23 protein-coding genes and 1 tRNA gene are annotated in these 23649 nt (G+C 63.7%); 17 read left to right on the plus strand and 7 right to left on the minus strand.

Annotation, left to right across the window (positions count from 1 at the left end):
* Positions 1-746: 746 nt before the first annotated feature.
* From glyA to ABSG20_RS11335, 8 genes are all read left to right on the plus strand, one after another.
* Positions 747-2072: a serine hydroxymethyltransferase gene (gene glyA, locus ABSG20_RS11300; protein WP_423864587.1), complete on the plus strand. Its 1326-nt coding sequence runs from the start codon at positions 747-749 to the stop codon at positions 2070-2072.
* A gap of 12 nt (positions 2073-2084) precedes the next feature.
* Positions 2085-2567: a transcriptional regulator NrdR gene (gene nrdR, locus ABSG20_RS11305; protein WP_423864588.1), complete on the plus strand. Its 483-nt coding sequence runs from the start codon at positions 2085-2087 to the stop codon at positions 2565-2567.
* Positions 2564-3718, plus strand: coding sequence for a bifunctional diaminohydroxyphosphoribosylaminopyrimidine deaminase/5-amino-6-(5-phosphoribosylamino)uracil reductase RibD (gene ribD, locus ABSG20_RS11310; protein WP_423864589.1), 1155 nt, complete (start codon positions 2564-2566; stop codon positions 3716-3718). Before nrdR ends, ribD begins: the two co-directional genes overlap by 4 nt.
* On the plus strand, positions 3719-4327 hold the full coding sequence (locus tag ABSG20_RS11315; RefSeq protein ID WP_423864590.1) for a riboflavin synthase: 609 nt from the start codon (positions 3719-3721) through the stop codon (positions 4325-4327).
* Between the two features lie 166 nt (positions 4328-4493).
* Positions 4494-4985: a 6,7-dimethyl-8-ribityllumazine synthase gene (gene ribH, locus ABSG20_RS11320; RefSeq protein ID WP_423864591.1), complete on the plus strand. Its 492-nt coding sequence runs from the start codon at positions 4494-4496 to the stop codon at positions 4983-4985.
* A 2-nt stretch (positions 4986-4987) separates the two neighbouring features.
* Complete coding sequence (gene nusB / locus ABSG20_RS11325) at positions 4988-5506, plus strand: transcription antitermination factor NusB (RefSeq protein WP_423864592.1); 519 nt, start codon at positions 4988-4990, stop codon at positions 5504-5506.
* Between the two features lie 178 nt (positions 5507-5684).
* Positions 5685-6701, plus strand: a complete 1017-nt coding sequence (gene thiL / locus ABSG20_RS11330; protein ID WP_423864593.1) for a thiamine-phosphate kinase — start codon at positions 5685-5687, stop codon at positions 6699-6701.
* A gap of 224 nt (positions 6702-6925) precedes the next feature.
* Positions 6926-9061: a sodium-translocating pyrophosphatase gene (locus tag ABSG20_RS11335; protein WP_423864594.1), complete on the plus strand. Its 2136-nt coding sequence runs from the start codon at positions 6926-6928 to the stop codon at positions 9059-9061.
* Between the two features lie 127 nt (positions 9062-9188).
* Here the strand turns inward: ABSG20_RS11335 and ABSG20_RS11340 are convergent, their stop codons facing one another.
* Both ABSG20_RS11340 and ABSG20_RS11345 read right to left on the minus strand, forming a co-directional pair.
* A complete protein-coding gene (locus ABSG20_RS11340) occupies positions 9189-9545 on the minus strand; it encodes a hypothetical protein (RefSeq protein WP_423864595.1) in 357 nt (118 codons plus the stop codon).
* A gap of 336 nt (positions 9546-9881) precedes the next feature.
* Entirely contained in the window at positions 9882-10370 is a 489-nt protein-coding gene (locus ABSG20_RS11345) for an outer membrane protein assembly factor BamE (protein ID WP_423864596.1), read from the minus strand.
* Positions 10371-10477: 107 nt separating this feature from the next.
* Here ABSG20_RS11345 and ABSG20_RS11350 point away from each other — a divergent pair, with 107 nt between their 5' ends.
* The 7 genes from ABSG20_RS11350 to ABSG20_RS11380 all read left to right on the plus strand — a co-directional run bounded on the left by ABSG20_RS11350 (position 10478) and on the right by ABSG20_RS11380 (position 15481).
* Positions 10478-11047: a ubiquinol-cytochrome C chaperone family protein gene (locus ABSG20_RS11350; RefSeq protein WP_423864597.1), complete on the plus strand. Its 570-nt coding sequence runs from the start codon at positions 10478-10480 to the stop codon at positions 11045-11047.
* A gap of 124 nt (positions 11048-11171) precedes the next feature.
* Positions 11172-11741 carry a DUF177 domain-containing protein gene (locus ABSG20_RS11355; RefSeq protein ID WP_423864608.1) on the plus strand — a complete coding sequence of 190 codons (570 nt, stop codon included), beginning with the start codon at positions 11172-11174 and terminating at the stop codon, positions 11739-11741.
* Positions 11742-12032: 291 nt separating this feature from the next.
* Complete coding sequence (gene plsX / locus ABSG20_RS11360) at positions 12033-13094, plus strand: phosphate acyltransferase PlsX (RefSeq protein WP_423864609.1); 1062 nt, start codon at positions 12033-12035, stop codon at positions 13092-13094.
* Entirely contained in the window at positions 13091-14068 is a 978-nt protein-coding gene (locus ABSG20_RS11365; protein WP_423864598.1) for a beta-ketoacyl-ACP synthase III, read from the plus strand. The genes plsX and ABSG20_RS11365 overlap by 4 nt, the downstream gene beginning before the upstream one ends.
* Positions 14069-14201: 133 nt before the next feature.
* Positions 14202-14531: an integration host factor subunit alpha gene (locus ABSG20_RS11370; RefSeq protein ID WP_423864599.1), complete on the plus strand. Its 330-nt coding sequence runs from the start codon at positions 14202-14204 to the stop codon at positions 14529-14531.
* A 35-nt stretch (positions 14532-14566) separates the two neighbouring features.
* Positions 14567-15127, plus strand: a complete 561-nt coding sequence (locus ABSG20_RS11375; protein ID WP_423864600.1) for a MerR family transcriptional regulator — start codon at positions 14567-14569, stop codon at positions 15125-15127.
* Positions 15128-15403: 276 nt separating this feature from the next.
* Positions 15404-15481: transfer RNA gene (locus tag ABSG20_RS11380), tRNA-Pro, on the plus strand.
* A gap of 19 nt (positions 15482-15500) precedes the next feature.
* Here ABSG20_RS11380 and ABSG20_RS11385 read toward each other — a convergent pair.
* Complete coding sequence (locus ABSG20_RS11385; protein ID WP_423864601.1) at positions 15501-15854, minus strand: AlbA family DNA-binding domain-containing protein; 354 nt, start codon at positions 15852-15854, stop codon at positions 15501-15503.
* A 44-nt stretch (positions 15855-15898) separates the two neighbouring features.
* Between ABSG20_RS11385 and ABSG20_RS11390 the strand changes: the two genes are divergently transcribed.
* Entirely contained in the window at positions 15899-16510 is a 612-nt protein-coding gene (locus ABSG20_RS11390) for a hypothetical protein (protein WP_423864602.1), read from the plus strand.
* A gap of 250 nt (positions 16511-16760) precedes the next feature.
* Here the strand turns inward: ABSG20_RS11390 and ABSG20_RS11395 are convergent, their stop codons facing one another.
* On the minus strand, positions 16761-16955 hold the full coding sequence (locus tag ABSG20_RS11395) for a type II toxin-antitoxin system HicA family toxin (protein ID WP_423864603.1): 195 nt from the start codon (positions 16953-16955) through the stop codon (positions 16761-16763).
* Positions 16952-17170, minus strand: coding sequence for a DUF1902 domain-containing protein (locus tag ABSG20_RS11400; RefSeq protein ID WP_423864604.1), 219 nt, complete (start codon positions 17168-17170; stop codon positions 16952-16954). The genes ABSG20_RS11395 and ABSG20_RS11400 overlap by 4 nt, the downstream gene beginning before the upstream one ends.
* Before the next feature lie 626 nt (positions 17171-17796).
* Here ABSG20_RS11400 and ABSG20_RS11405 point away from each other — a divergent pair.
* Positions 17797-19947 (plus strand): 2OG-Fe(II) oxygenase, encoded by a 2151-nt coding sequence (locus ABSG20_RS11405; protein WP_423864605.1) that lies wholly within the window; start codon positions 17797-17799, stop codon positions 19945-19947.
* A gap of 125 nt (positions 19948-20072) precedes the next feature.
* On the opposite strand, the gene ABSG20_RS11410 is transcribed toward ABSG20_RS11405, so the two are convergent.
* Together ABSG20_RS11410 and ABSG20_RS11415 are read right to left on the minus strand one after the other, a co-directional pair.
* Positions 20073-21143: a hypothetical protein gene (locus ABSG20_RS11410; RefSeq protein ID WP_423864606.1), complete on the minus strand. Its 1071-nt coding sequence runs from the start codon at positions 21141-21143 to the stop codon at positions 20073-20075.
* 142 nt (positions 21144-21285) lie between these two features.
* The coding region (locus ABSG20_RS11415) for a hypothetical protein (protein WP_423864607.1) at positions 21286-23649 on the minus strand (2364 nt) is incomplete at its 5' end.

The following is a 23649-nucleotide window of genomic DNA, read 5'->3' on the forward strand; positions in this document are numbered from 1 at the left end:
GCGTGCGGGAATGCCGGGTGTTTTCCGGTGCCTCGCTGTGAATACTCGTGTGCGTGATGGCCGTTTTCTGCACGCGAGGCTGCGGGTGCCACTGGGCATCCGGCATTCCCCACGCCCTCTTTCGGGGGGCGGTTAAGTTTCCTGGCAAAAGCCCGGGCGCCTCGCGCCGCGGGGCATTGATGCCTGTCCGGATGGGCTGTTTGACATTTGCATCGGTGGATTTTCCTGGCGCAACAATGCCTTCCGCTACTCACAGTCGCGCCACCGCGGCGGCGCAAGGCGGCCCCGGCGACAGACCGCAATCGGGCGATCCCGTATCCGATGCATCAACGATGGAGCCGACAGGCCGCGGCATACGAGGACAACCCGCATCCGCGGCCAGACGGGTTAAGGACAAACGTCAAATTAACTGCTTCGGATTTTGCAGACAGTCCTTTCATGCGATCCCTGTCGGCGGCTGCCTGCCGCCATGGACATCTCTCGACGCGACTATCGCCCGGGTTTTCCCCTCGCCGCAGCGCAGGCAGGTTGAGGGGCCCGGTTCGGCGCGATAGCGCATCGCGCCCGCGACACGCGGGCTGGCAATCCCCCGTCCCCACCATATCTCGCACAAGAGGGGGGTGCGCACCGCAAGTGCTTGGCCCCCGCCGGCCGATATGGTATCCCGCCAGCGCCGCTTACGATCGCCACTTCAGGACCGGCCGCAGTTCGCCTGACAGGCTCTGCGGCAATGGAGATATTTGCCCATGAGCCCGTCAACTACCAGCGCCAATGCCGCAAATGTCGCGTCGGCTTCGGTGCCCGATTCGTTCTTTACCGCCAGGCTCGACCATGCCGATCCCGAGATCGCGGCCGCGATTCGTGGCGAACTGGGCCGGCAACGTCACGAGATCGAGCTGATCGCCTCGGAAAACATCGTCAGCCGCGCGGTGCTGGAAGCGCAGGGTTCGGTGCTGACCAACAAATATGCCGAAGGCTATCCCGGCAATCGCTATTACGGCGGCTGCGAATGGGTCGACGTGGTGGAAACCCTGGCGATCGAGCGCGCCAAGAAACTGTTCGGGGCGCAGTTCGCCAACGTGCAGGCCAATTCCGGCAGCCAGATGAACCAGGCGGTATTTTTGGCGCTGCTGGCCCCCGGCGATACCTTCATGGGCCTCGATCTCGCCGCCGGCGGGCATCTCACCCATGGTTCCCCGGTCAACATGTCCGGCAAATGGTTCAAGGCGGTGCATTATACGGTGCGGCGCGAGGACCAGATCATCGACATGGACGCGGTGGCCAATCAGGCCGAAGAGGTCCGGCCGAAGCTGATCATCGCCGGCGGATCGGCCTATTCGCGCACCTGGGATTTCAAGCGCTTTCGCGAGATCGCCGACAGCGTCGGCGCCTATCTGATGGTCGACATGGCGCATTTTGCCGGTCTCGTCGCCGGCGGCGTGCATGCGTCCCCGGTGCCTCATGCCCACGTCACCACCACCACCACGCATAAATCGCTGCGCGGCCCGCGCGGCGGCCTGATCCTGTGCAACGACGAGGCGCTGGCCAAGAAGCTGAACTCGGCGATCTTCCCGGGCCTGCAGGGCGGCCCGCTGATGCATGTGATCGCGGCCAAGGCGGTGGCGTTTGCCGAGGCGCTGCGCCCGGACTTCAAGATCTACGCCAAGAACGTCGTGGAAAACGCCAAGGCGCTTGCCGAATCGATGCGCGCCCACGGCTTCGACATCGTCTCCGGCGGCACCGACAACCATCTGATGCTGGTCGACCTCCGGCCGAAGGGGCTGAAGGGCAACGTCTCGGAAACGGCTTTGGTGCGGGCGGCGATCACCTGCAACAAGAACGGCATACCCTTCGATCCCGAAAAACCGTTCGTCACCTCGGGGCTGCGGCTGGGGACGCCGGCGGCGACCACGCGCGGCTTCGGCGTCGCCGAATTCCAGCAGGTCGGCGGCCTGATCGCCGAAGTCCTCAACGCCATCGCGCAGTCGCAGGACGGCAAGGCGCCGCTGGTCGAAGCCGCGGTCAAGCAACGGGTCAAGGCGCTCACCGATCGTTTCCCGATCTACACTTAAGGTTTTCGCCGGATGCGTTGTCCCAGCTGCAACAGTCTCGATACGCAGGTCAAGGACTCCAGGCCGACAGAGGATTCCGCCGTCATCCGAAGGCGGCGGATATGCATGGCCTGCAATTTCCGCTTCACCACTTTCGAGCGGGTGCAGCTGCGCGATCTCACCGTCATCAAGCGCAATGGCCGCCGGGTGCCATTCGACCGCGACAAGCTGGTGCGCTCGCTGCAGATCTCCTTGCGCAAGCGGCCGGTCGATCCGGAGCGGGTCGAGAAGATGGTCTCGGCGATCGTGCGCGAACTCGAAAGCGGCGGCGAGGCGGAGATTTCATCCGAAGTGATCGGCGAGATCGTGATGGAGCATCTGCGCCAGCTCGACGACGTCGCCTATGTGCGCTTCGCTTCGGTCTATCGCAATTTTCGCGAAGCCAAGGACTTTGAAGCCGTGCTCGGGGAACTCTCCGGCGACGACGACGCGCGGCTCGCCACGTTGCGCAAATGATCTTCCGCATCCTGGAAGACCAGTATGCGCATAAATTGAAGGCCGCGAAGGCCGCGGACCAGCGCTTCATGCAGCTGGCGCTGACGCTGGGGCGGCGCGGGCAGGGCCGCACCTGGCCCAATCCCGCCGTCGGCGCCGTCGTGGTCAAGGACGGCGTCATCGTCGGCCGTGGCTGGACCCAGGCCGGCGGCCGGCCTCATGCCGAGCCGGAGGCGCTCGCGCGCGCCGGCCAAGCCGCGGGCGGAGCCACCCTCTATGCGACGCTGGAACCGTGTTCGCATGTCGGCAAGTCGCCGCCCTGCGCCGATGCCATCATCGCCGCCGGCATTGCGCGCGTGGTATCGGCGATCGAGGATCCCAACCCCGAAGTGGCGGGCCGGGGCCACGCCAGATTGCGTGCCGCCGGCATAACAGTCGATATCGGGCCCGGCGCGCGCGAGGCCGCTTATGATCATGCCGGCCACTTCAGGCGCATCCGCGACGGGCGTCCCCACGTGATCCTGAAACTCGCGGTCACCTCGGACGACAAGATTGCTGCTGCCGGACACAAGCCCGTGGCGATATCCGGTGCAGCCGCCAAGGCTCGCGTGCATCTGTTGCGCGCGCAGTGCGACGCCATCCTGGTCGGGATCGGCACCGTGCTGTCGGATGATCCGCTTTTGACTTGCCGCCTGCCGGGCATGGAGGCGCGCTCGCCGGTGCGGGTGGTGCTGGATCGCAGCTTGCGCATTCCCGGCACCAGCCGGCTGGTCCATTCCGCGCGTGAGACACAGCTGTGGGTGATGTCATCACATCTGGCGGAAGCCCCCGCCGCCATGAAACTCGGCGCCGCCGGGGCACAGGTTGTCCGCGTCGACAACGCGGCGACGCCATCGCCGGGACTAGATCTCCTGGCGGTGCTGCAGGCGCTGGCCAGGAAGGGCATCACCCGGCTGTTGGTCGAAGGCGGTGCGCGGGTGGCGTCCTCTTTTGTCGCCGCCCGCCTCGTCGACGAGGTCTGGCTGCTGCGCAGCCCCGAGGTGATCGGAGCGGATGGCATTGCGGCGCTGGACGCATTGCCGCTCGCCACGATCACGCAGTCGCCGGCGTTCAAGGTGCGTGATACCCAGATGCTGCAAAACGACACCCTGACCGTCTACGAGCGTCAATAAATGTTCACCGGCATTGTCACCGACATCGGCGAGATCGTCAGCCTGACGGCTACGGCGCTGGGCCAGTTGCACCGGCTGCGCATCGCCTGCCGCTATGACCGCGCCGGCATTGCCGATGGCGCTTCGATCGCCTGCAACGGGGTCTGCCTGACCGTGGTTGCCGCCGGTATCGCCGATGACAGGACCTGGTTCGAGGTCGATGCCGCCGCCGAGACGCTTGCCATGACCACCGCGAAACACTGGACCATCGGCACCAAACTCAATCTCGAACGCGCGCTCAGAATCGGCGACGAACTCGGCGGCCACATCGTCGCTGGCCATGCCGACGGGATCGCCGCCATCGTCAGCCGCGCCGATCTCAAGGACATGGCGCGGTTCGAATTTGCGACGACGCGCGAACTGGCGCGCTTCATCGCGTCCAAGGGCTCGGTGACGCTGGATGGGGTGTCGCTGACCGTCAACACGGTGCAGGACGTGCAGTTTTCGGTGCTGATCATTCCGCATACGCTGCATGTCACGACGCTTTCCGGCTGGCGCGCCGGCGCCGAGGTCAATCTCGAGGTCGATCTGATGGCCCGCTATGCCGCGCGGCTTTCGGAGATGAAGTAGAACAAGCCCTTGGCTTTGGCACCGGCTGCGCCTAAAACCCGCGCTCAATCCTCATGGTGAGGCGGCGCTCTTGCGCCGTCCCGAACCATGAGCGCAAGCTGGCTCATCCTTCGAGACGTGGCAAGGGGATGAGGTCCTTGACCGGATCGGAACGGAAATAAACTCGATGGCGGATGCGCGGCGCGCACAGTTGAAGGATCAGACCGAGATCGCCGGCGCGCGTGCGCTGATCGTCGAGGCGCGCTTCTATGACGACATCCAGGATGCGCTGCTGGAAGGGGCCGTCGCCGAACTCAAGACCGCCGGCGTCGCCCATGACGTGATCACGGTGCCCGGCGCGCTGGAAATTCCGGCCGCGATCGCGATTGGGCTCGATGCCGCCGCAAGCCATGGCAATCCCTATGACGCCGTGATCGCGCTGGGCTGCGTGATCCGGGGCGACACCATCCATTTCGAAATCGTCGCGATGGAATCCTCGCGCGCGCTGATGGAGCTTGCGGTTGAGCGGAAAATTCCGCTCGGCAACGGCATCATCACCGTCAATACCGACGCGCAGGCCTGGGCGCGCGCACGCGCCAGCGAACTCAACAAGGGCGGGGATGCCGCGCGCGCGGCGCTGGCCATGCTGCGGATCAAGCGCCGGCTGATGCGGACCTGATCATGGCACAGAACAAGGCGACCAGGCCGGCCAAAGGCCAGGAAAGAACAAAAGACAGGAAAGCCAACCGGCGCGGCGCCGCGCGCCTCGCCGCGGTGCAGGCGCTCTACCAGATGGACATTGCCGGCGCCGGGATCAACGACATCTTCGCCGAGTTCGAAAGTCATTGGCTCGGCGGCGAGGTTGAAGGCGACAGATACCTGCCGGCCGAGGCGGCCTTTTTCCGCGATGTCGTGTCCGGCGTGGTGCGCGACCAGGCAAAACTCGATCCCCTGATCGACGACGCCCTGTCGAAGGGCTGGCCGTTGCGGCGGATCGACGCGATTTTGCGTGCGGTGCTGCGCGCGGGCTCCTACGAGCTGGAACATCGCAAGGACGTGCCTGGCCGCGTCGTCGTATCGGAATATGTCGACGTCGCCCATGCCTTTGTCGACGGCGACGAGACCGGCATGGTGAACGCGGTGCTGGACCAGATCGCCCGCCAGTTCCGCGCCGACGAGTTTTCGCGGGGCGGCGGCTGAACGGTAGTTGCAGGTGAGCCAGTTTGGAGCGGCACATCCACCATACACCAAGCTGTCATCACCCGCGAAGGCGGGTGATCCAGTACGCCGCAGCCTCGCGATTTATCATCGGCGCCTCTGGAATACTGGGTCGCCCGGTCAAGCCGGGCGATGACAAGTGTTGGCTGGGGCTCGCTCCATGACCGACCGCAACATGGCTGTCGGCCAAAACAATTCCTCCGGCGAGGACTCGCTGATCGCGCGCTACTTCAAGCCGCTTGCGACCGATCCCGGTGCGTTCGCTCTCGGCGACGATGCGGCGGTCCTCAAGGCGCACGGCGACGATATCGTGGTGACGACCGACGCCATCGTCGAAGGCGTGCATTTTCTATCCCAGGACCCGCCGGACACCGTTGCGCGCAAGGCGCTGCGGGTCAATCTCAGCGATCTCGCCGCGAAAGGGGCAACACCGGCGGGCTTCGTGCTGACGCTCGGGCTGCGCAGCGCTGACGATGCGTGGCTGCAGCCGTTCGCGCGCGGGCTCGGCGAGGATGCGGCACAGTTTGCTTGTCCGCTGCTCGGCGGCGACACGGTCTCCACCCCAGGTCCCCTGATGATCTCGATCACCGCGCTCGGGCGCGTGCCCTCGGGCAAGATGGTTCATCGCAGCGGCGCCAAACCTGGCGACCGGGTGGTGGTGACCGGGACCATCGGCGACGCCGCGCTTGGCCTCGATATCCTCAGAGGCGGCGCGGCCGCCTTGGCGCTCGCCGACGATGCCGCGGCCAGCCAAAGGCTGGTGGAACGCTACCGGGTGCCGCAGCCGCGCAACGCGCTGGCGAGCGCGTTGCGCGATCATGCTCACGCGGCGATGGACGTGTCGGACGGTCTTGCCGGCGATCTCGCCAAGCTGTGCGCCGCGTCACGGGTCTCCGCGGTCATCGATATCGCAAGCATCCCTTTGTCGGCACCGGCTGCGACCTTGCTCGCCCGCGGCGCCGCCGGCATCGAAACCATCCTGTCCGGCGGTGACGACTATGAAGTGTTGTGCGCGGTGTCAGAGCTTCAGTTCGAGGCGTTCGCGGCGGCCGCGCGGCTGGCTGGAGCGCCCGTGACCTCGATCGGGACGGTCATTGCCGGCTCGGCGGCCCCAAGGTTTCTGGACGCGCAGGGCCGGGAAATCGCACTGAAGCGGCGGTCGTACAGCCATTTCTAGGGTTTTCGCGAAAACCGTAGCGTTTTTGCGAAAAGCCGCCACGGCAGCGCCGAATACCGGCCGAAATCGGCGGTTTAAGCCCTTGGCAGCGTTGCGCCGGGCAGGTGATTTTGGCATGGTCCCGCCGATTTAAGGCCACCCTTTTGGGCAGGAAGGCCTTCTTTTTATGCGCCCGCCGCTCCCGCGGCGCTGTGTGAGGTAGACCAAAATCTGAGGCAAATTCAATGACAGCATTATGGGCGATTGTGCTCTGCGGAGCGCTTTCCATCGTTTACGCCATCTGGGCAACGGCCTCCGTCATGAAGGCGGACGCCGGCAGTCCGCGGATGCAGGAAATCGCAGCCGCCGTGCGCGAAGGCGCGCAGGCCTATCTGAAGCGGCAATACATGACCATCGGCCTGGTCGGCATCGTGATTTTTGCGCTGCTGGCCTATTTCCTGGGCATGCTGGTCGCGATCGGCTTCGCCATCGGCGCGGTGCTGTCGGGCGCGGCGGGCTTCATCGGCATGAACGTCTCGGTTCGCGCCAATGTACGGACCGCGCAGGCGGCGACGACGTCGCTGGCCGGCGGCCTCGAGCTCGCCTTCAAGGCCGGCGCCATCACCGGCATGCTGGTGGCCGGTCTCGCGCTGCTCGGCGTCACCCTCTATTTCATGGTCCTGACCCAGTTCATGGGCTACGCAGCTAACAGCCGCACCGTGGTTGACGCCATGGTCGCGCTCGGCTTCGGCGCGTCGCTGATCTCGATCTTCGCCCGTCTTGGCGGCGGCATCTTCACCAAGGGCGCCGATGTCGGCGGCGACCTGGTCGGCAAGGTCGAGGCCGGCATTCCCGAAGACGATCCGCGCAACCCCGCCACCATCGCCGACAACGTCGGCGACAATGTCGGCGATTGCGCCGGCATGGCGGCCGATTTGTTCGAAACCTATGCGGTGACCGCGGTCGCCACCATGGTGCTGGCCGCGATCTTCTTCGCGACCTCGCCGCTGCTGGTCAACATGATGACGCTGCCGCTCGCCATCGGCGGCATCTGCATCCTGACCTCGATCGCCGGCACCTTCTTCGTCAAGCTCGGCGCCAGCCAGTCGATCATGGGCGCGCTGTACAAGGGCCTGATTGCGACCGGCGTGCTGTCGCTTATCGGCGTCGCGATTGTCATCTACTTGCTGATCGGTTTCGGAGGGCTGGGCGTCAAATCTGCTGCCGGCGTCGAGTATACCGGCCTGGCGCTGTTCGAATGCGGCATTGCCGGCCTCTTCGTCACCGGGCTGATCATCTGGATCACCGAATACTACACCGGCACCGAGTTTCGCCCGGTGAAGTCGATCGCGGCCTCGTCGGTCACCGGTCACGGCACCAACGTGATCCAGGGCCTGGCGATCTCGATGGAGTCGACCGCGGGCCCCGCGCTGGTGATCATCGCCGGCATTCTCGTCACCTACAGCCTCGCCGGCCTTTTCGGCATCGCCATTGCCACCACCACGATGCTGGCGCTGGCCGGCATGATCGTGGCGCTCGACGCCTTCGGCCCGGTCACCGACAATGCCGGCGGCATCGCCGAAATGGCGGGCCTGCCCAAGGAAGTCCGAAAAGCCACCGACGCGCTCGACGCCGTCGGCAACACCACCAAGGCCGTGACCAAAGGCTATGCGATCGGCTCCGCCGGTCTCGGCGCGCTGGTGCTGTTCGCGGCCTACAATGAAGACCTCAAATACTTCATCGCCAACGCGGTGAAGTTTCCCTACTTCCAGGGCGTGCTGCCCGACTTTTCGCTGAATAATCCTTACGTCGTCGTCGGCCTGCTGTTCGGCGGCTTGCTGCCCTATCTGTTCGGCGCGATGGGCATGACCGCGGTCGGCCGCGCCGCCGGCGCCATCGTCGAGGAAGTACGGCGCCAGTTCCGCGAAAAGCCCGGCATCATGCTGGGCACCGACAAGCCGGACTATGGCAAGGCGGTCGATCTTTTGACCAAGGCCGCAATCAAGGAAATGATCATCCCCTCGCTGCTGCCGGTGCTGTCGCCGATCTTCGTTTTCTTCGCGATCTACGTGATCGCCGGGGGCGGCGCGGCCGGCAAGTCGGCGGCGTTCTCTTCCGTCGGCGCCATGCTGCTCGGCGTCATCGTGACCGGCCTGTTCGTCGCGATCTCGATGACCTCGGGCGGCGGCGCCTGGGACAACGCCAAAAAGTACATCGAGGACGGCCATTACGGCGGCAAGGGCTCCGACGCCCACAAGGCCGCGGTGACCGGCGACACCGTCGGCGATCCCTACAAGGATACGGCCGGCCCCGCCGTCAACCCGATGATCAAGATCACCAACATCGTGGCGCTCCTGCTGCTGGCGATCCTGGCGCACTGAGCCGGCGCGACACCATCGATACACAACAAAACCCCGCGGGTGCGATGCCCGCGGGGTTTTGAATTGCTCGATGTCGCCTCTTGCGCTTGCAGCTTGCCGAATCTTGCAGCGCCAGGTCGCTCGCCGGTCAGACCAGAGCGTCGGCGTTTTTCGCAAATTCCTCGTCGTTGGTGAACGGGATCTGCCTCACCTCGACGACCTCATGCTTGTTGCTTCCGATCACCACGATCTCCTTGTGGAAGGACCCGGGGAAGGACGCGTGAACTTTATATGGCTTGGTGCCTTTGCCCAGCGGTCCCGTCCACCCCATCACCCTGACGGCGAGGCCGCCGACCCACTGCTCGTCGCGGACCAGCTTGATCCCGGAGGTGAAATTCGGCGCTTGGCCCTCGACGGTGACGGAAAAGAAGCCAGGCGAGCCCAGTCCGGTCCAGACGTAGGTGGCTTGCGCGGTATCGAACGGTTCTGGTCCATAGAAACCCATGACGTTTATCTCCTGATGATTTGAGCTCGCGAGAGCGTTTAAGAGAGCCGATGACATGATCGGGCTCGCGCCGGGTGATAGCACCGGCCGCAATATCCGCGTGTGAACTGGCTCACAGCTAACCAGAAAGTGTGTCGCGCGGAGGCCGGTTTCTTGTGGGGGTTGAATGACCCTGCGCGACCGGCGGCAGCATCCCAGCCCTTCTGGCTAAGCCATGTCGATCCGTAGCAACCCTTGTGGTCGCCCTCCCTTCGGAGTCCGAGGGTGCTCCCGGCTCTGCGCATCAGCGCCAAGGGGTGGTGCTGCGCTGCATCGAGTGCGCGATATCGATTTGGCTCAATTAAAGCTCAAAAGCTTGAACAGCGGCGTCAGGTAGCTGAGTTCCTGGCCTGAAGTTGCCGTGGTACGGCTGACGAAGTCGAAAATCCTGCCGTCCTGCAGCCCGTAATTGGCGAGCCGTTTGACCTGGCGGTTGCGGTCGAAATAGATCGCGATGACCCGCTGGTCGACCACCTTCTGGTTCATGAACGCCACCGGTCGTTCGGCGCGCTGCGAGATGTAGTAAAACACCTCGCCGTTGAGGGTCGCGACCGTGGAGGGAGTGCCCATCACGATCAGCACCTGGTCCTGGCTCGCCCCGATCGGAATTTGCTCAAGCGCGCCCGGCGGCAGGATGTAGCCCTTCTGAAACTGCTCGCCGGTGAGACAGCCGCCGAGCCCTGCACAGATCAACGCAATGGCGACGCCGCTGCGTAATCCACGCCAGCGCGCGCGCGCGCCTCGCGGCGTTTGCCGGCCTGAGCAGCTGTGGCTCGTTTCGGTCATCGCGGAACTTTTCCCGTCCTCTTGCATCATGCGAGGCGTTGACGTACCGGGCAGCGCATCGGATTGCAACATGCACGGGCCCGTGGGGCTCGCCTGCGGAGCCCACGATGCTTTGGCCGTTCAATCACTTCAGGAAACCCCGGATAGCCCAGCGCGGCACCATTGAGGCCATCTATGGCATGATCGTGGCGCAAGTGCGAGAACCCGTGTTTTACCGGGATCTGGGTGTCCCGGATACGGTTGGCGGCCGTTTTGATCTGCTGTTGCTGCATTTGTGGATGATATTGCGGCGGTTGAAGCCGATTGCAGGCGGCGCTGGGCTCTCGCAGGCGCTGTTTGATCACTTCTGCGACGATCTGGACGCCAATTTGCGCGAAATGGGCGTAGGTGATCTCACCGTCCCCAAGCGCATGCGGGCCTTCGGGGAGGCCTTTTACGGGAGGACGGGCGCCTACGATCTCGCTTTGACCGCGGGCGCCGAGCCGTTGGCGCGGGCGTTGTGCAAGAATATCCTCAATGGAGACAAACTCGAACAGGCGCGGCAGCTGGCCTCGTATGCCGAGGCGGTGATCGCGGCCTTGGCTCAGCTTGATGATGCGACGTTCAGAAGCGCATCGTGGCAGTTTCCATTGCCCGCCGAACCAGCGTTTTCGAGCGAAAGTCTGCCCCGGACCTGATCCGGGGCGGATACCGCTTGGCGTGAAGAAAACGCGCTAAGACACAAGGAATGGAGCCCCGGTTCTGATTCAATCAGAACGGAGGCTCTGGGTGCTGCGCCACGAACCCGAGCCGAATAGCATGATGAACAAGACCAATCCCTGGAGCGTTCGCGTCTCCGTCGCGCAAATACCGGATACCGGATTGCATCGTGAGTTCGAAGCCGACGCTGCCGTGCGTGCGGCATTGGCTGAACTGGCGGGCGTGCGTGAAATTCTCGCCGTCAGCGCGTCGCTTGACGTCAGCCCCGGGGGCGGCGGCCGTTTCCATGTCGGCGGCCGTGTCAAAGCGCGGATCGGGCAGACCTGCGTCATCACGCTCGATCCGATCGAAAACGATATCGACGAGCTAATCGATCTGATCTTCGCACCGAGAGAGCAGATTCCCGAATTGTCCGATCTGGTCGATGACGCGGCTGAAGGCGAGGTTGAAATTCCCGACCCGCCGGAGCCGATCGAAAATGGGGTGATCGATCTTGGCCGGGTCGCCACCGACGCGTTCTTTCTCGGGATAGATCCCTATCCGCGCCGGCCCGGCGCGGTTTTCGAGCCGGCGGTCGTGGCCGCCGATGCCGGGGATCATCCCTTTGCCGCGCTCAAGGCGCTCAAGCCCGACGCAAGACCACCGCACGCAAACAAGCCCAAAAGCCGTTGAAGCGGGGCGAACCTGCCATTGGCATGTCCTGCGATTTTCGCGATCCGATCCGTGGAATCAGGGCCCAAGCGGCTGAATTATATCGGTTTATCCATATGGGCCGGTTCCGCGCGCCGCCGCCCAAGGGCGAAAAGGCTGGGGTCAAGAGGTTGTCTCGGGACGTGGACGCGCTATTGTCGCGGCCCGGCCGGGGTGCAGCGTTGCGCTCCGCCGACCGCTGCCAATCCTGCCGATTTCCAGTCCGCGGCCGAACGCATCAAGACCGCAAAAGATCAGGTTTCCGGGACGTTCATGCCGCAGAAGGTTCGAATCGCGCTTGACGCCATGGGTGGCGATGCCGGCGCATCCGTCGTCATTCCCGGCGCCGCGATTTCATTGAAAAGACATCCCGACAGCGAATTTCTGCTGTTCGGCGATCGCGCCGCCATCGATGCGCAACTCGCCCTGCATCCAGCGTTGCGGGCGGTTTCCCGGGTCATCCACACCGACGTCGCCGTCAGCATGCACGACAAGCCGAGCCAGGCCTTGCGCCGTGGCCGCAAGACTTCGTCGATGTGGCTGGCAATTGATGCGGTGAAGAAGAAAGACGCCGATGTCGCGATCTCCGCCGGCAACACCGGCGCGCTGGCGGCAATGGCGCGGTTTTGCCTGCGCATGCTGCCCGGGATCGACAGGCCGGCGCTCGCGGCGATATGGCCCACGGCCCGCGGCGATTCGGTCGTGCTCGACCTCGGCGCCACCATCGGCGGCGATGCGCATCACCTGGTGGCGCTGGCGGTGATGGGCAGCGCCATGGCGAGCGTGTTGTTCAACCGCGAAAGGCCGACCGTCGGCCTGCTCAATATCGGGGTCGAGGAAATCAAAGGCCGCGAGGAAATTCGCGAAGCGGCGGAACTGCTGCGTGCGATGAATCTGCCACAGCTCGAATATATCGGCTTCGTCGAAGGCGACGGCATCGGCAAGGGCGCTGCCGACGTCATCGTCGCAGAAGGTTTCAGCGGCAATATCGCGTTGAAGGCTGCCGAAGGCACCGCACGGCAGATCACCGAATTCCTGCGCAGCGCCATGTCGCGCACGTGGCGCGCGCGGATCGGCTATCTGTTTGCAAAAAACGCATTCAAGTCGTTGCGCGACAAGCTCGACCCGAACAAATCCAACGGCAGCGTGGTGCTCGGGTTGAACGGCATCGTCGTCAAGAGCCACGGCGGAACCGATGCCGAAGGCTTTGCCTATGCCGTCGATGTTGGCTATGAGATGGTCCGCTACGATCTCCTCACCAAGATCAATAAAATGCTCAACCCTGACGGCAGCGCGCCTCCGTCAGCGCCGACCGCGCAGGAGGCTGTCTCGTGACTGCAATACGTTCGGTCGTGCTCGGCTGCGGCGCCTATCTGCCGCGGCAGATCCTGACCAATGCCGAACTGGCGGCGCGGATCGACACCTCGGATGCGTGGATCGTGCAGCGCACCGGCATCCGGCAGCGCCACATCGCCGCCGAGGGTGAGTTTACCTCGCATCTGGCGGTTCATGCCGCCCAGGCCGCGCTTGCCAATGCCGGGATCGACGCGCAGTCGATCGACCTGATCGTGCTGGCGACCTCGACCCCGGACAACACCTTTCCCGCCACCGCGGTCGCGGTGCAGGATGCGCTCGGCATCCACCATGGCGCGGCCTTCGATCTGCAGGCGGTTTGCTCCGGCTTTATCTTTGCGCTCGCCACCGCCGATAATTTCCTGCGCAGCGGCGCGTTCAAGCGCGCGCTGGTGATCGGCGCCGAGACATTCTCGCGGATCCTCGACTGGAACGACCGCGGCACCTGCGTGCTGTTCGGCGATGGCGCCGGCGCCATCGTGCTCGACGCCGAGCGCCAGCCCGGCAAACCCTCCGATCGCGGGGTATTGACGACGCATCTGCGCTCCGATGGCCGGCACAAATGGAAGCTGTACGTCGATGGCGGCCCCTCCTCGACCCGCACCGTGGGCTATCTCAGGATGGAGGGCCGCGAGGTGTTCAAGCACGCCGTCGGCATGATCACCGGCGTGATCGTGGATGCGTTCGAGGCCACCGGCACGACCGCTGAAGATATCGACTGGTTCGTGCCTCACCAGGCCAACAAACGGATCATCGATGCTTCGGCGCACAAACTGCATATTGCACCGCAGAAGGTGGTGCTGACGGTCGACCTGCACGGCAATACCTCGGCGGCGTCAATTCCGCTGGCGCTGTCGGTTGCGGTCGCGGACGGACGTATCAAGAAAGGTGATCTGGTACTGCTCGAAGCCATGGGCGGTGGATTTACCTGGGGATCGGCGCTGCTGCGCTGGTAAACGCAACGTAAAATGTCATGTATTATGCGGGTTTTTTTCATGCTATTGGCATGGCGGGGTGGGTTGTTGACCGTCAGTTGTTAAGCTCATAAATTTCAGACCAGAATTGTTCGCGGGTGACGTGGGGCAGGCGATGACCGGAACCGGCAAGACAGTTACACGCGTCGATCTGTGCGAAGCCGTCTACCAGAAGGTGGGGCTGTCGCGCACCGAATCGTCCACTTTCGTTGAACTGGTCCTGAAGGAAATCACCGACTGCCTGGAGAAGGGTGAGACGGTGAAGCTGTCGTCCTTCGGCTCGTTCATGGTGCGCAAGAAAGGCCAGCGCATCGGCCGTAATCCCAAGACCGGCACCGAGGTTCCGATCTCGCCGCGTCGCGTGATGGTGTTCAAGCCGTCCGCCATCCTGAAGCAGCGGATCAACGGCCACAGTCCGGGCAACGGCGAAAGCAAACCCGACTGACGAAGCAATCCCGCGATCTCTTGAGGAGTGGACATTTGGACAAGGCTCCGGATGCGTTCCGAACCATCAGCGAGGTTGCCACCGAGCTTGACATTCCCCAGCACGTGCTGCGGTTCTGGGAGACGCGGTTCGCCCAGATCAAGCCGATGAAGCGCAGCGGGGGCCGGCGTTATTACCGCCCCGACGATGTCGATCTGCTCAAGGGCATCCGCCGTCTGCTGTATGGCGAGGGCTACACCATCCGCGGCGTGCAGCGCATTCTGAAAGAGCACGGCATCGGCTCGGTTCAGCGCCTGGCGGATGGAGCGGCGGTGGCCTCCTTCGGCGTCATCGAGGAGGCGGTCGGACGCAGCATCCAGGACGACGATCACGAGCCGGAGCCCGGCATCGATGCCGATGACGATGATTACGAGGGCACCGACGGCATCGATTTTCGCCTGCTTGAAACCGACGAGGACGGCATGCCCGCGTTCGACGCCGGCCCTATACCCGGTGTCGTAGATTCGGACCGCCCGCTCGACGTCGTCCGGCTGGAGGACGTGTTGCAGGAGCTCATCGCCTGCCGGCAATTGCTGGATGCGGCGCTGAAGGGCTAGGGCCGGCGGCGGGGAACGGTTTTTCCCGCCGGCAGGGTAGGGTGGGCAAAGGCGCCCTTCGCGCCCAAAGGCGCCCTTCGCGCCCAAAGGCGCCCTTCGCGCCGTGCCCACCGCGCCTATGGCTCGAAATGGTGGGCACGCCAACGGCTCGCGCGTTCGCGCGACCCGTTGGCTTTGCCCGCCCTACAAAATCTGCGAGCGGCTTCCCGCCGGTTCCCGCAATGCCCCGCGGAGGCGCCTTGCGCGGCAGCCTGATCGAAGCTAAGGGAACGGCATCGGAGCGTGGCGCAGCCCGGTTAGCGCACTAGTCTGGGAGACTAGGGGTCGGAGGTTCAAATCCTCTCGCTCCGACCATCTAACTTAATGATGCCCCTCACTTCTCCAAGTTGCGATTCTGACGGGAGGTTCTTACCCTGTTCCGCCGTCGAACCGGTGGTGTGGAGGGGCCGCCACCACACACGGCTTGCAATTCAATCATGGTCTGTCTGAATTTCTCTGTCATGCCGTACACGATCTGGCCGCCGTCGGCATTTGTCATTGCCGATACGTCCTTGGCAATTTCTTGCCTGCGCGGGTCAGCATTATCAACGGCGGGTGACGCCTTATATTCCAGAGTGGAGCTTTCTTGGACCTGGTTCTTGTGCAGGGTCTCCAAGTCGTCCTTGGTTTCTAGCGTCAGCATCAACTTACCCCGAAGATTCGCCATTTCTACCACGGCGGGTATCATCGACCATATCTGCGGGGGGAATCGGATGAAGAAATGACGACATCGTGACCATTGGCGGCATCACCATTCACCAGGATGGTATTGGCAAAGCCTTGCGCGAAAGAGTCAACGCCCACATTCGCCAAATTCTCGCCGAGCACGGACCGAGCGCTTTCGAAATGCCGAAGCGCGCGGCTGCGGTTCACGAGGCCGGGCACATCGTTATAGACAGCGTGTTGGGCATTGAGACGACCAACGTTTTCATCGAAGCGCGCGCGATCAAGGGTAAGTTGGCATGGGGCGGCTATAGCGAGGCGCCAGACCTTGAGTTTTTCGATACGCCCGATTGTCCGGCTAGCTTTGAAACGCTGCTCAACCGATCGCGATCACTTTTTGCAGGGTTGACGGCAGAGGATTTGTTCGCCGGCGAGGACAGGCGCGAGGGCTCATCGGTGGACGAAATCTTTGCTTCGCAGTTGGTTTGCGAGATTGCTTGCAGTCGCCGCCCCGACAGTGACGCCGAAAGCATTTGGCAAAACGACGTGGTGGCGTGGTGCGCCCGCCAGTTGCAGCATAACGGCACTGTTCATGGCGAAATCGCCGATGCACTGATGGACAATCGACGCATCAGAGGCAAGCGCCTCCGCGATCTGTGCGTCAAGGTCGAAGCCGCCTAGACCTAGAAACTGGAAACCCAGCTGACATCCTGGCCTTTCTCGATCCAATGGAACAGAATCGACAACCAGCAATCAGAGACATGGCAAGCAACAAATGAAAGCGGCCGACGACCGCGCCGCAGGGCAAAAGGGAACGTGAGGGTGTTGCTTCGCGAGGTCGCCGATCCATTGGTCGCGCCGCCTAAAGGACCGACGAGCGTTCGCGCATCACGTGGCATCCCCGATGCTGGCGCTTGATCTTGCGAGTCGATCAGAACTGTTTCGGCAATCCGGCCTGTTTCAGCACGGTGTTGGCCAGATGCCGCGAGAGAATGGCATTGTCGACCACGAAGCGCGTTTGGGTGATCGGACTTTCCCAAATCTCGTGATCGCCCTTGCCGCGTCGAACAAGACTGCAACCGGCTTCGCGCAGGATTTTCTTCAATTCCGGCGTGAAGCTTTTCATGCAATGGCGCGGTCACGTACCTTTGCGACGATCTCGATGGGAGGAATTGTGTCGCTGTTCAGGAGGTCTTGGATCAAGCCCGGTAGCTTATCCGCCAAAGCGTCAAGGGTATCGGCTCCCGTCGCCAGCGCAAATCCGGCCGGCAGGTTGTCGGCCTCGGCGCACCAAACGCCGGCCTCATCGTCCCAGGTGGCACGGACAGTAATGGTTTGCATTCGACTCACGCTTCCGGGTTGGATCACGGCGGCAGCCTATCCGGCCGCGTGAAAAAGGTAAATGGGCATGGTTCTCGCGCTCGATCTAGCATAAGCGGGAGACCCCCGACTCTGCCGGGGAGGCAGACACGGCGATGCTTCCGCGCGGCTTCGCACGCATCCGCGTCTTGATCTGCTGACGCGGCTAAGTTGCTCGTGGTTCTTCGACGCCAACATTCGGAAATGTACCGCCCAGACGCGTAGCCAATGCCGACGTCGGACCACCAGACGACCGCTTGCGTGAAACCGGCATTGATGACGCCAGAATCCATCGAGCTGCAAATATGCCTGTGGATTCCTCGTTTGAGAAGATATGAACGAGGCGTGATATCATGGCAACATGGCGGCGAGCGCTTGAAGTGGCGATGACAGCGTAGGACGTTACATGTTACATGGTCTTACAAACGCGCCGCGGCTGCATGATATGATTGGGAAACGCGGACCTGCCGCGTCGACTTGACGATTGTTCACGAAGCGCCATCCAGTTTGCCGGGAGTTATGATGTCGTCGATCGCCACCAAGATGCTCGACAGCCTTCGTTCCGTTGAGCGTCCAGGCGACTTCTGCGTACGATCGAAGTTGACGGAGTGGGCCGGATTGCCTTCCCGATCCTGCCCGACCAGGCCGAGCGGCTCGTCGCCATCGCCGAGGCCGCCCCCTATGGGCGGGGCGCGCAGACGGTGGTCGATCGCGAGGTCAGGCGAACCTGGCAGATTGATCCCGCCAAGATCAGGATCGGGGGACGGCACTGGGACAAGACCCTGGCCGGACTCGTCGCCGACATAGCTCTCGGCCTCGGCGTGAGCGGTCCGGTCGCCGCCGATTTCTATAAGCTTCTCGTCTACGATGCCGGCAGCTTCTTCGTCGGCCACCGCGATACCGAGAAGGTCCGCGGCATGTTCGCGACCATGGTGCTCGTGCTGCCCTCGACCCATCGCGGCGGCGAACTGGTCGTCAAGCATCTCGGCCGCGAGGTGGTGCTCGACCTGCGTCCGGAGGAGGCGTCGGAGATCGGCTTCGCGGCCTTTTATGCCGATTGCGTGCATGAAGTGCGCCCCATTCAGTCGGGCTTTCGCCTGACTCTTGTTTATAATCTGCGCTTCGTCGGCAAAGCGCGGGGGTTGAAGGCACCGGATTATCGCGCAGAGCAGGGGCGGATGGTGGATTTGCTTCGGTGCTGGGTGAATGCCGAGGACGAGCCTGACAAGCTGATACTGCCCTTGGAACATGTCTATACGCCGGCAGAGCTGTCATTCGATGCGCTCAAGGGGGCTGACGCGGGCGTGGCCTCCGTTCTGGTCAAGGCCGCCGCGGAGGCGGATTGCGATCTCCACCTCGCGCTCGTCTCGATCGAGGAAAGCGGCAGCGCCGAGTATACCGGCTATTACGGCCGTCGCCACTGGGGAGACGAGGAGGGGGACGATGATAAAAACTTCTCGGTTGCCGAGGTCATCGAGCGGGCGCTGATCCTGTCGGAGTGGCGCCGTCCAGACGGCCGCGCGGCGGGGCTCGGCGAATTTCCATTCGCCGAGGACGAGCTTTGCCCGCCCGATGCGTTCGAGGATCTGAAGCCGGACCAGCAGCATTTTCACGAGGCGACGGGCAATGCAGGCGCGTCCTTCGAGCGCACCTATCGGCGTGCAGGCCTCGTGTTGTGGCCGGCGGCGCGGAGACTAGCGGTGCTCAACCAGGCCGGCCTCCGCACCACGCTGCCTTTTCTTGAGGATCTGACGGCGCGCTGGGAGACCGGCAACGCATCGATCCAGTCGCCGTTGTGGCGTGAGGCCGACGAACTCGCGGCGCACATGCTGCGCTCCTGGCCCCGAGCGACTTGGCGAGCGGACCAGGACGCCGCAGCCGGCCGGATGCTCGATTTGCAGGTCCGACTGGGCAACGTCAGACACATCGATGCCTTTCTCGCCGAGCTATCCGCCGAAGGCCATTACGCCGCGCAAGACAACGCAGCGATCGTCCGCGCCGCCGCCCTGCTTCAGGGTCCGCGTGCAACGGAGCTGCTGGTCCGAATCCTCAGGCGCAACGCTGCGGCCCATCTCAGCGCCTGCGCGGATCTGCTGCTGCGTTGCGTCACAGCGCCTAAGGGCACGACAGGCGACATCGAGCAGATCGGCGCAGCCTTGCTGGAGGTCTTGCCGGGCTCCTCGACCGGGCGCCAGGAGGCCGGCCCTTGGCCTCGGCCGACGCCCGTGAAAGCGGGATTCGTGGTCGATCTTCTGACAGCGACAAGCCGGATCGATGCAGGGCTCGCGGCGCAGGCGATCGAACACCTGCTGGCTTGGCCCAAGACATACAGACCGGATGACGTGCTCGTCCCCGCCGCGCTCGCGTTTGCCAAGCTGGCCGAAGGCGTGGCTTGGCCGGCGGTGAGCCGGCTTCGAGAGGCGTCGCTCGACCACCTGCGCAGGCGCATCGCCCTGCCGCTGGAGGCGCCACGGGACTGGAGCAGGGCCAACCCACTCACATGTACATGCGGCGACTGTCGTGGACTGGGCGCATTCCTGGTTGTGCCGGACCAGCAGCAATGGCGCCTGAAGGCGGTCCAGGATCGCAGAACCCATGTCGAGCAAAGTATCCGGAACGCCACGTGCGACCTTGATCTTGCGACCGAGAGGCGCGGCAGCCCCCACACGCTGGTCGCCACCAAGAACCAAGCCAGTTACGAGCGGCGAGCAAAGCAGCGCCGACAGGATCTGGAGCATGTGGCGGCGCTGGGCGGATGACGTTGGCTTGGCGCCAAAGACGAGGGCGATCCTTGCCGGCAACCTGCTCAGGAGCGCATCTTGTATCGAAGTTGCGTTCTTGCTGCGCCTGCGCGGATGCGCGGCGAACCGGATATGTCCAGCACTCAGAAATTCACCACGTCGTCGAGACTCGGTTCGGGCCGCTCTAACGCGGCGTCCACGGTCATCGCCGACTTCATCATCTGCTGCAGGTTCGCGCGTTGCTGGGCCAATCCCTTGATACCCAGCCCGTCCTTGGCCAGCCGGTATTGATCCTTCAGGAGCGGTATCACCCGCGTGCGGTCGGCTTGCGTGAGATCAGGCGATCTCAACACCCGCCGGAGCGCGGTCTGCAGGAAGAGGTCACCCTTTTTCTTCGACTCCTCGTCATTGCCGTCGGCCAAAGCGTCCAATGCCTGTTGGAACGGTTCATCGATGAAGGTGAGTTTCTGCCAGTCATCCCTCTCGGTCAGAATTTCTACTCGCAGCACTATGTGATCGAACTCGTCGAAGGCTTTGCTGTCCTCGGGCTTGCCCCCCTTGCGCAACTGCCCGGCTGCGACGCAGAGCTGGGACCTGTCCACCTGGTCTTCGGTCGCCCGGATCAGGACGACATAGCCCTGAGCGAGCTCACCGGCGGCAAAATCCTGCTTGAGGCCAAGGTGAAGGCGGCCGTTGCCCAAGCCGAACAGCTCCTGAATTCCGTTGGCAAGGGGCTGCGCCACGTTGAGTGCCGCCGACAGTTGCGGCACGACGAGCTGCTCGGCGAGTGAGCCGAATACCTTGAGGAATCCGCCGATGTGATTCGCTTCCTCCATCGCCACCAATCCGACAGCGATCGAGACGATGCCGCCGCTGAACGGCATGGACGATGTGAGTGTCACATTGCGCAGGATCACTTCGCCGCTGGGCTTCTCGCCGGCGATCTTTGGATCGACCACATTGGGGACGTCGACAGCATTTTGGTTGCCAAAATTGAACCGTACCAACGAGTGAACGGCGGGGTACCAGCTCTTGCCGCCCTGCACCCTCTTGTGCAGGAACACCGACGCGAGCCGCAGTCGGAAGTACGTCTTGCCCGCCTGGATCGTGATCGGGGAGGGACGATCGTCAGTCCTCTCCACAGGTAGCAGAAAAGCGATGAATTGCTCGTTGTCCTTGTCGAACCAGTTCTTAAACGTATCCCAGAGCGCCATGTTGCCGTCTCCCATGTCATGCCGCCGAACTGGTTTCGGCAGCAACGTGATAAGTCGCCGTATCAAACCCAAGAGCCGCTTCAACCGGCTCACCGCCGTACACTCGCAGTCTGCAACTTCACAGGTTCAACTACGCGCGCGTTCAGCGCCATTTGCCGCTCCATCCTGGAACGGCGTAAAGGCAAACATCCATGGCCAATTCCCAACCGGTTTCGGACGCCTCCGCATAGCCCGACAGGATCCGCTCCTGGGCCCGGACCAGCGCCTTTTGCAGCGCAGCTGTTCCGCGCCGCGGACGGCTGGCCAACGTGGTCGCCACCGCTTCCAAAGCTTCTGCCGCGCGCCGGCCGTCCAGGCGCGGAAGCATGATGACGATCGGAATTCCGAGGGCGAAAACCTCGGCCGCGAAGGCGCGGGCCAATGCGGCCTGGCCGCGATCGCTGCCGGTCCGCTCGCCTCGCAGCGGATCAACTTCTCCCTGAAGGATGCAGACGCGAAGGTTGGGAAATGCCCGCACGAGATCGGCGGCGCCCAGCGACGTTTGGGAGGGCTTGGATTCGTCGAGGCTGATCGTGGCCTCGTTGGATACCGTGCGGCCGAACCGAAAGCTTGCTCCCGCCCCTATATTCTCCGATATGCCCATCAGGTGCAGAATGTGAATGTCTTCGGCACTCGGCAGCTCGGTCGGATCTTCCGACCATTCGACCAGCTTGAACTTGCTATCGCCGGCGAGAGGCGCCAGGCCAAGCTTCGATGCGCTCTCGTCGGCATCGCTGGACCGGCAACTGGCGGCGCGGATCGGCTTCGCCGCCACATGTTCGCGCGCGATCCTCGCCTCGACGACGCGCCGGAAGCGGAAAGGCAAATTTGCCGGGCTGACGGTACTACCTGCCACATCGCGTGCAATCATGGCTTCCCAGGGAGCGCCGCTTAGACTTCCCGTCGCCGGGACGATAACGACATCGGGGGGACTGGCGAACGGCAGGCGGCGGGACATCCGCTTGTACTGTTCGAGGAACTCAGGTGGCAAAAGCGTCGGCGACGCGGCATAGCGCCCCGCCGGCACGCGCGTCTCCAGCGGGCCGACGATCTCGTGATTGTGCTCGACTGCCGGAAGCTCGGCTCGACCGAGCGACCGCAACCACTCGCGCTTGCCCGAAAAGAATGTGCTGAAAACCACTCTGGGATTGGACAGTGACTGGAAAATAGCCGCTGTCAGCGCGGCAGCAGCCGGTCCCGCGGCGGCCGTGGAAGTGGTGATCCGCAGCTCGATAAATCTGCGCGGTGCCAATCTCAGGAAAACCGCAGCCGCGGCGATCAGGCAGGCGTAGGTAGCGCAGATGATAACCCCGAGCTCAACCTCGGGATTCGAAGAAACCAAATCAATCATGCTCGGGGCCGCGTCGACCATGAGCTTGAGGAGGTACCCCGCGCCTGCGAGCCCGCCTATGAGCATCGCAAGACCAACCCCGATCTGGGTCCACCACCGCGCCAGCGCCCACCACGTGGCCTGGGGATCGGCGATGGTCAGCTGCATCGTTCCGCGCCGTTCGACGAAGCAGCCTTGCACGTCGAGCGGAAGTCGTTTTCCGTCCTGGCCGTATGCACCGATCCAATCGAGCAGCTTGCCCCGGAGCTTCGAAACGTCGATGACATCTTGCCGGTTCGCGGCCTGACGGCCGATCAGGATGGCACAGGCAATACGGGCCACCCACGGCTGGTGTTCCTCAGCCACCCTGAGGTCCAAGTCGCCCGCGAGCGCGGCGGTGCGGATCGCCGCAAATTCGGGGAGACCGGATGCCGCATGCCGTCGCAACGCCACGTAGGCGTTCTCGAGCCGTTCACCGGCCGCCGACAGGTTTTCGTCACGACCCGCGCGGCCTTGCGCGAGGCTCATGGCCGTCGCCGCAATGACCTGTCCGGCGTCGTCGTTGCACTGCGAGAACCAAGCCAACGCCGTCGCGTAGATCCGGGCGGACGCTTCGGGCGTCCTGAGCGTCAGAAGGTCTGCCTCTCCAAGAGCGATCTCTGCGGCGCGGCGGCACCCGAGGCGGCCGAGCAACTCGGCCGCAACTGGTCCTTGCGTATCCGGCGGTGCCGCCCGCAGCAGCAGTCTCAGCGCCGCCGCCGGTTGATCGCCGTGCTCGCGAACCCATGCAATGGCGTCGAACGGCGGGGCCGGAATGGTCGAATCGAGCTTCGACATCTCCCGAAGGTCGAGGGCGAGACGTTCGTCGCTGTAAAGGTCAGTACGCGCGCGGACGATATCCACCACCTGCGCGGCCCGGTCCGGAGCCGCGGTCTGCCACAGGACGTGAATCCATGCAGCCGGATCCGACGTTTCATCGAGCGCCGGCACAGCACCCTGTTCGCTCGCTTGCAGGGCGTTGAGCAGCCAGACGAGTTTGCGATCCTCCAGCGCCGCGAGGAGGTCCACGTTCAGCTTCTCGTCGAGAACGCGCATCCGTGGCGCGACCCGCGCCAGCGCGCGGGCGCCGTGGCGACC

The sequence above is a fragment of the Bradyrhizobium sp. genome (assembly GCF_049512235.1).
In the GTDB taxonomy this organism is placed as follows: Bacteria; Pseudomonadota; Alphaproteobacteria; order Rhizobiales; family Xanthobacteraceae; genus Bradyrhizobium.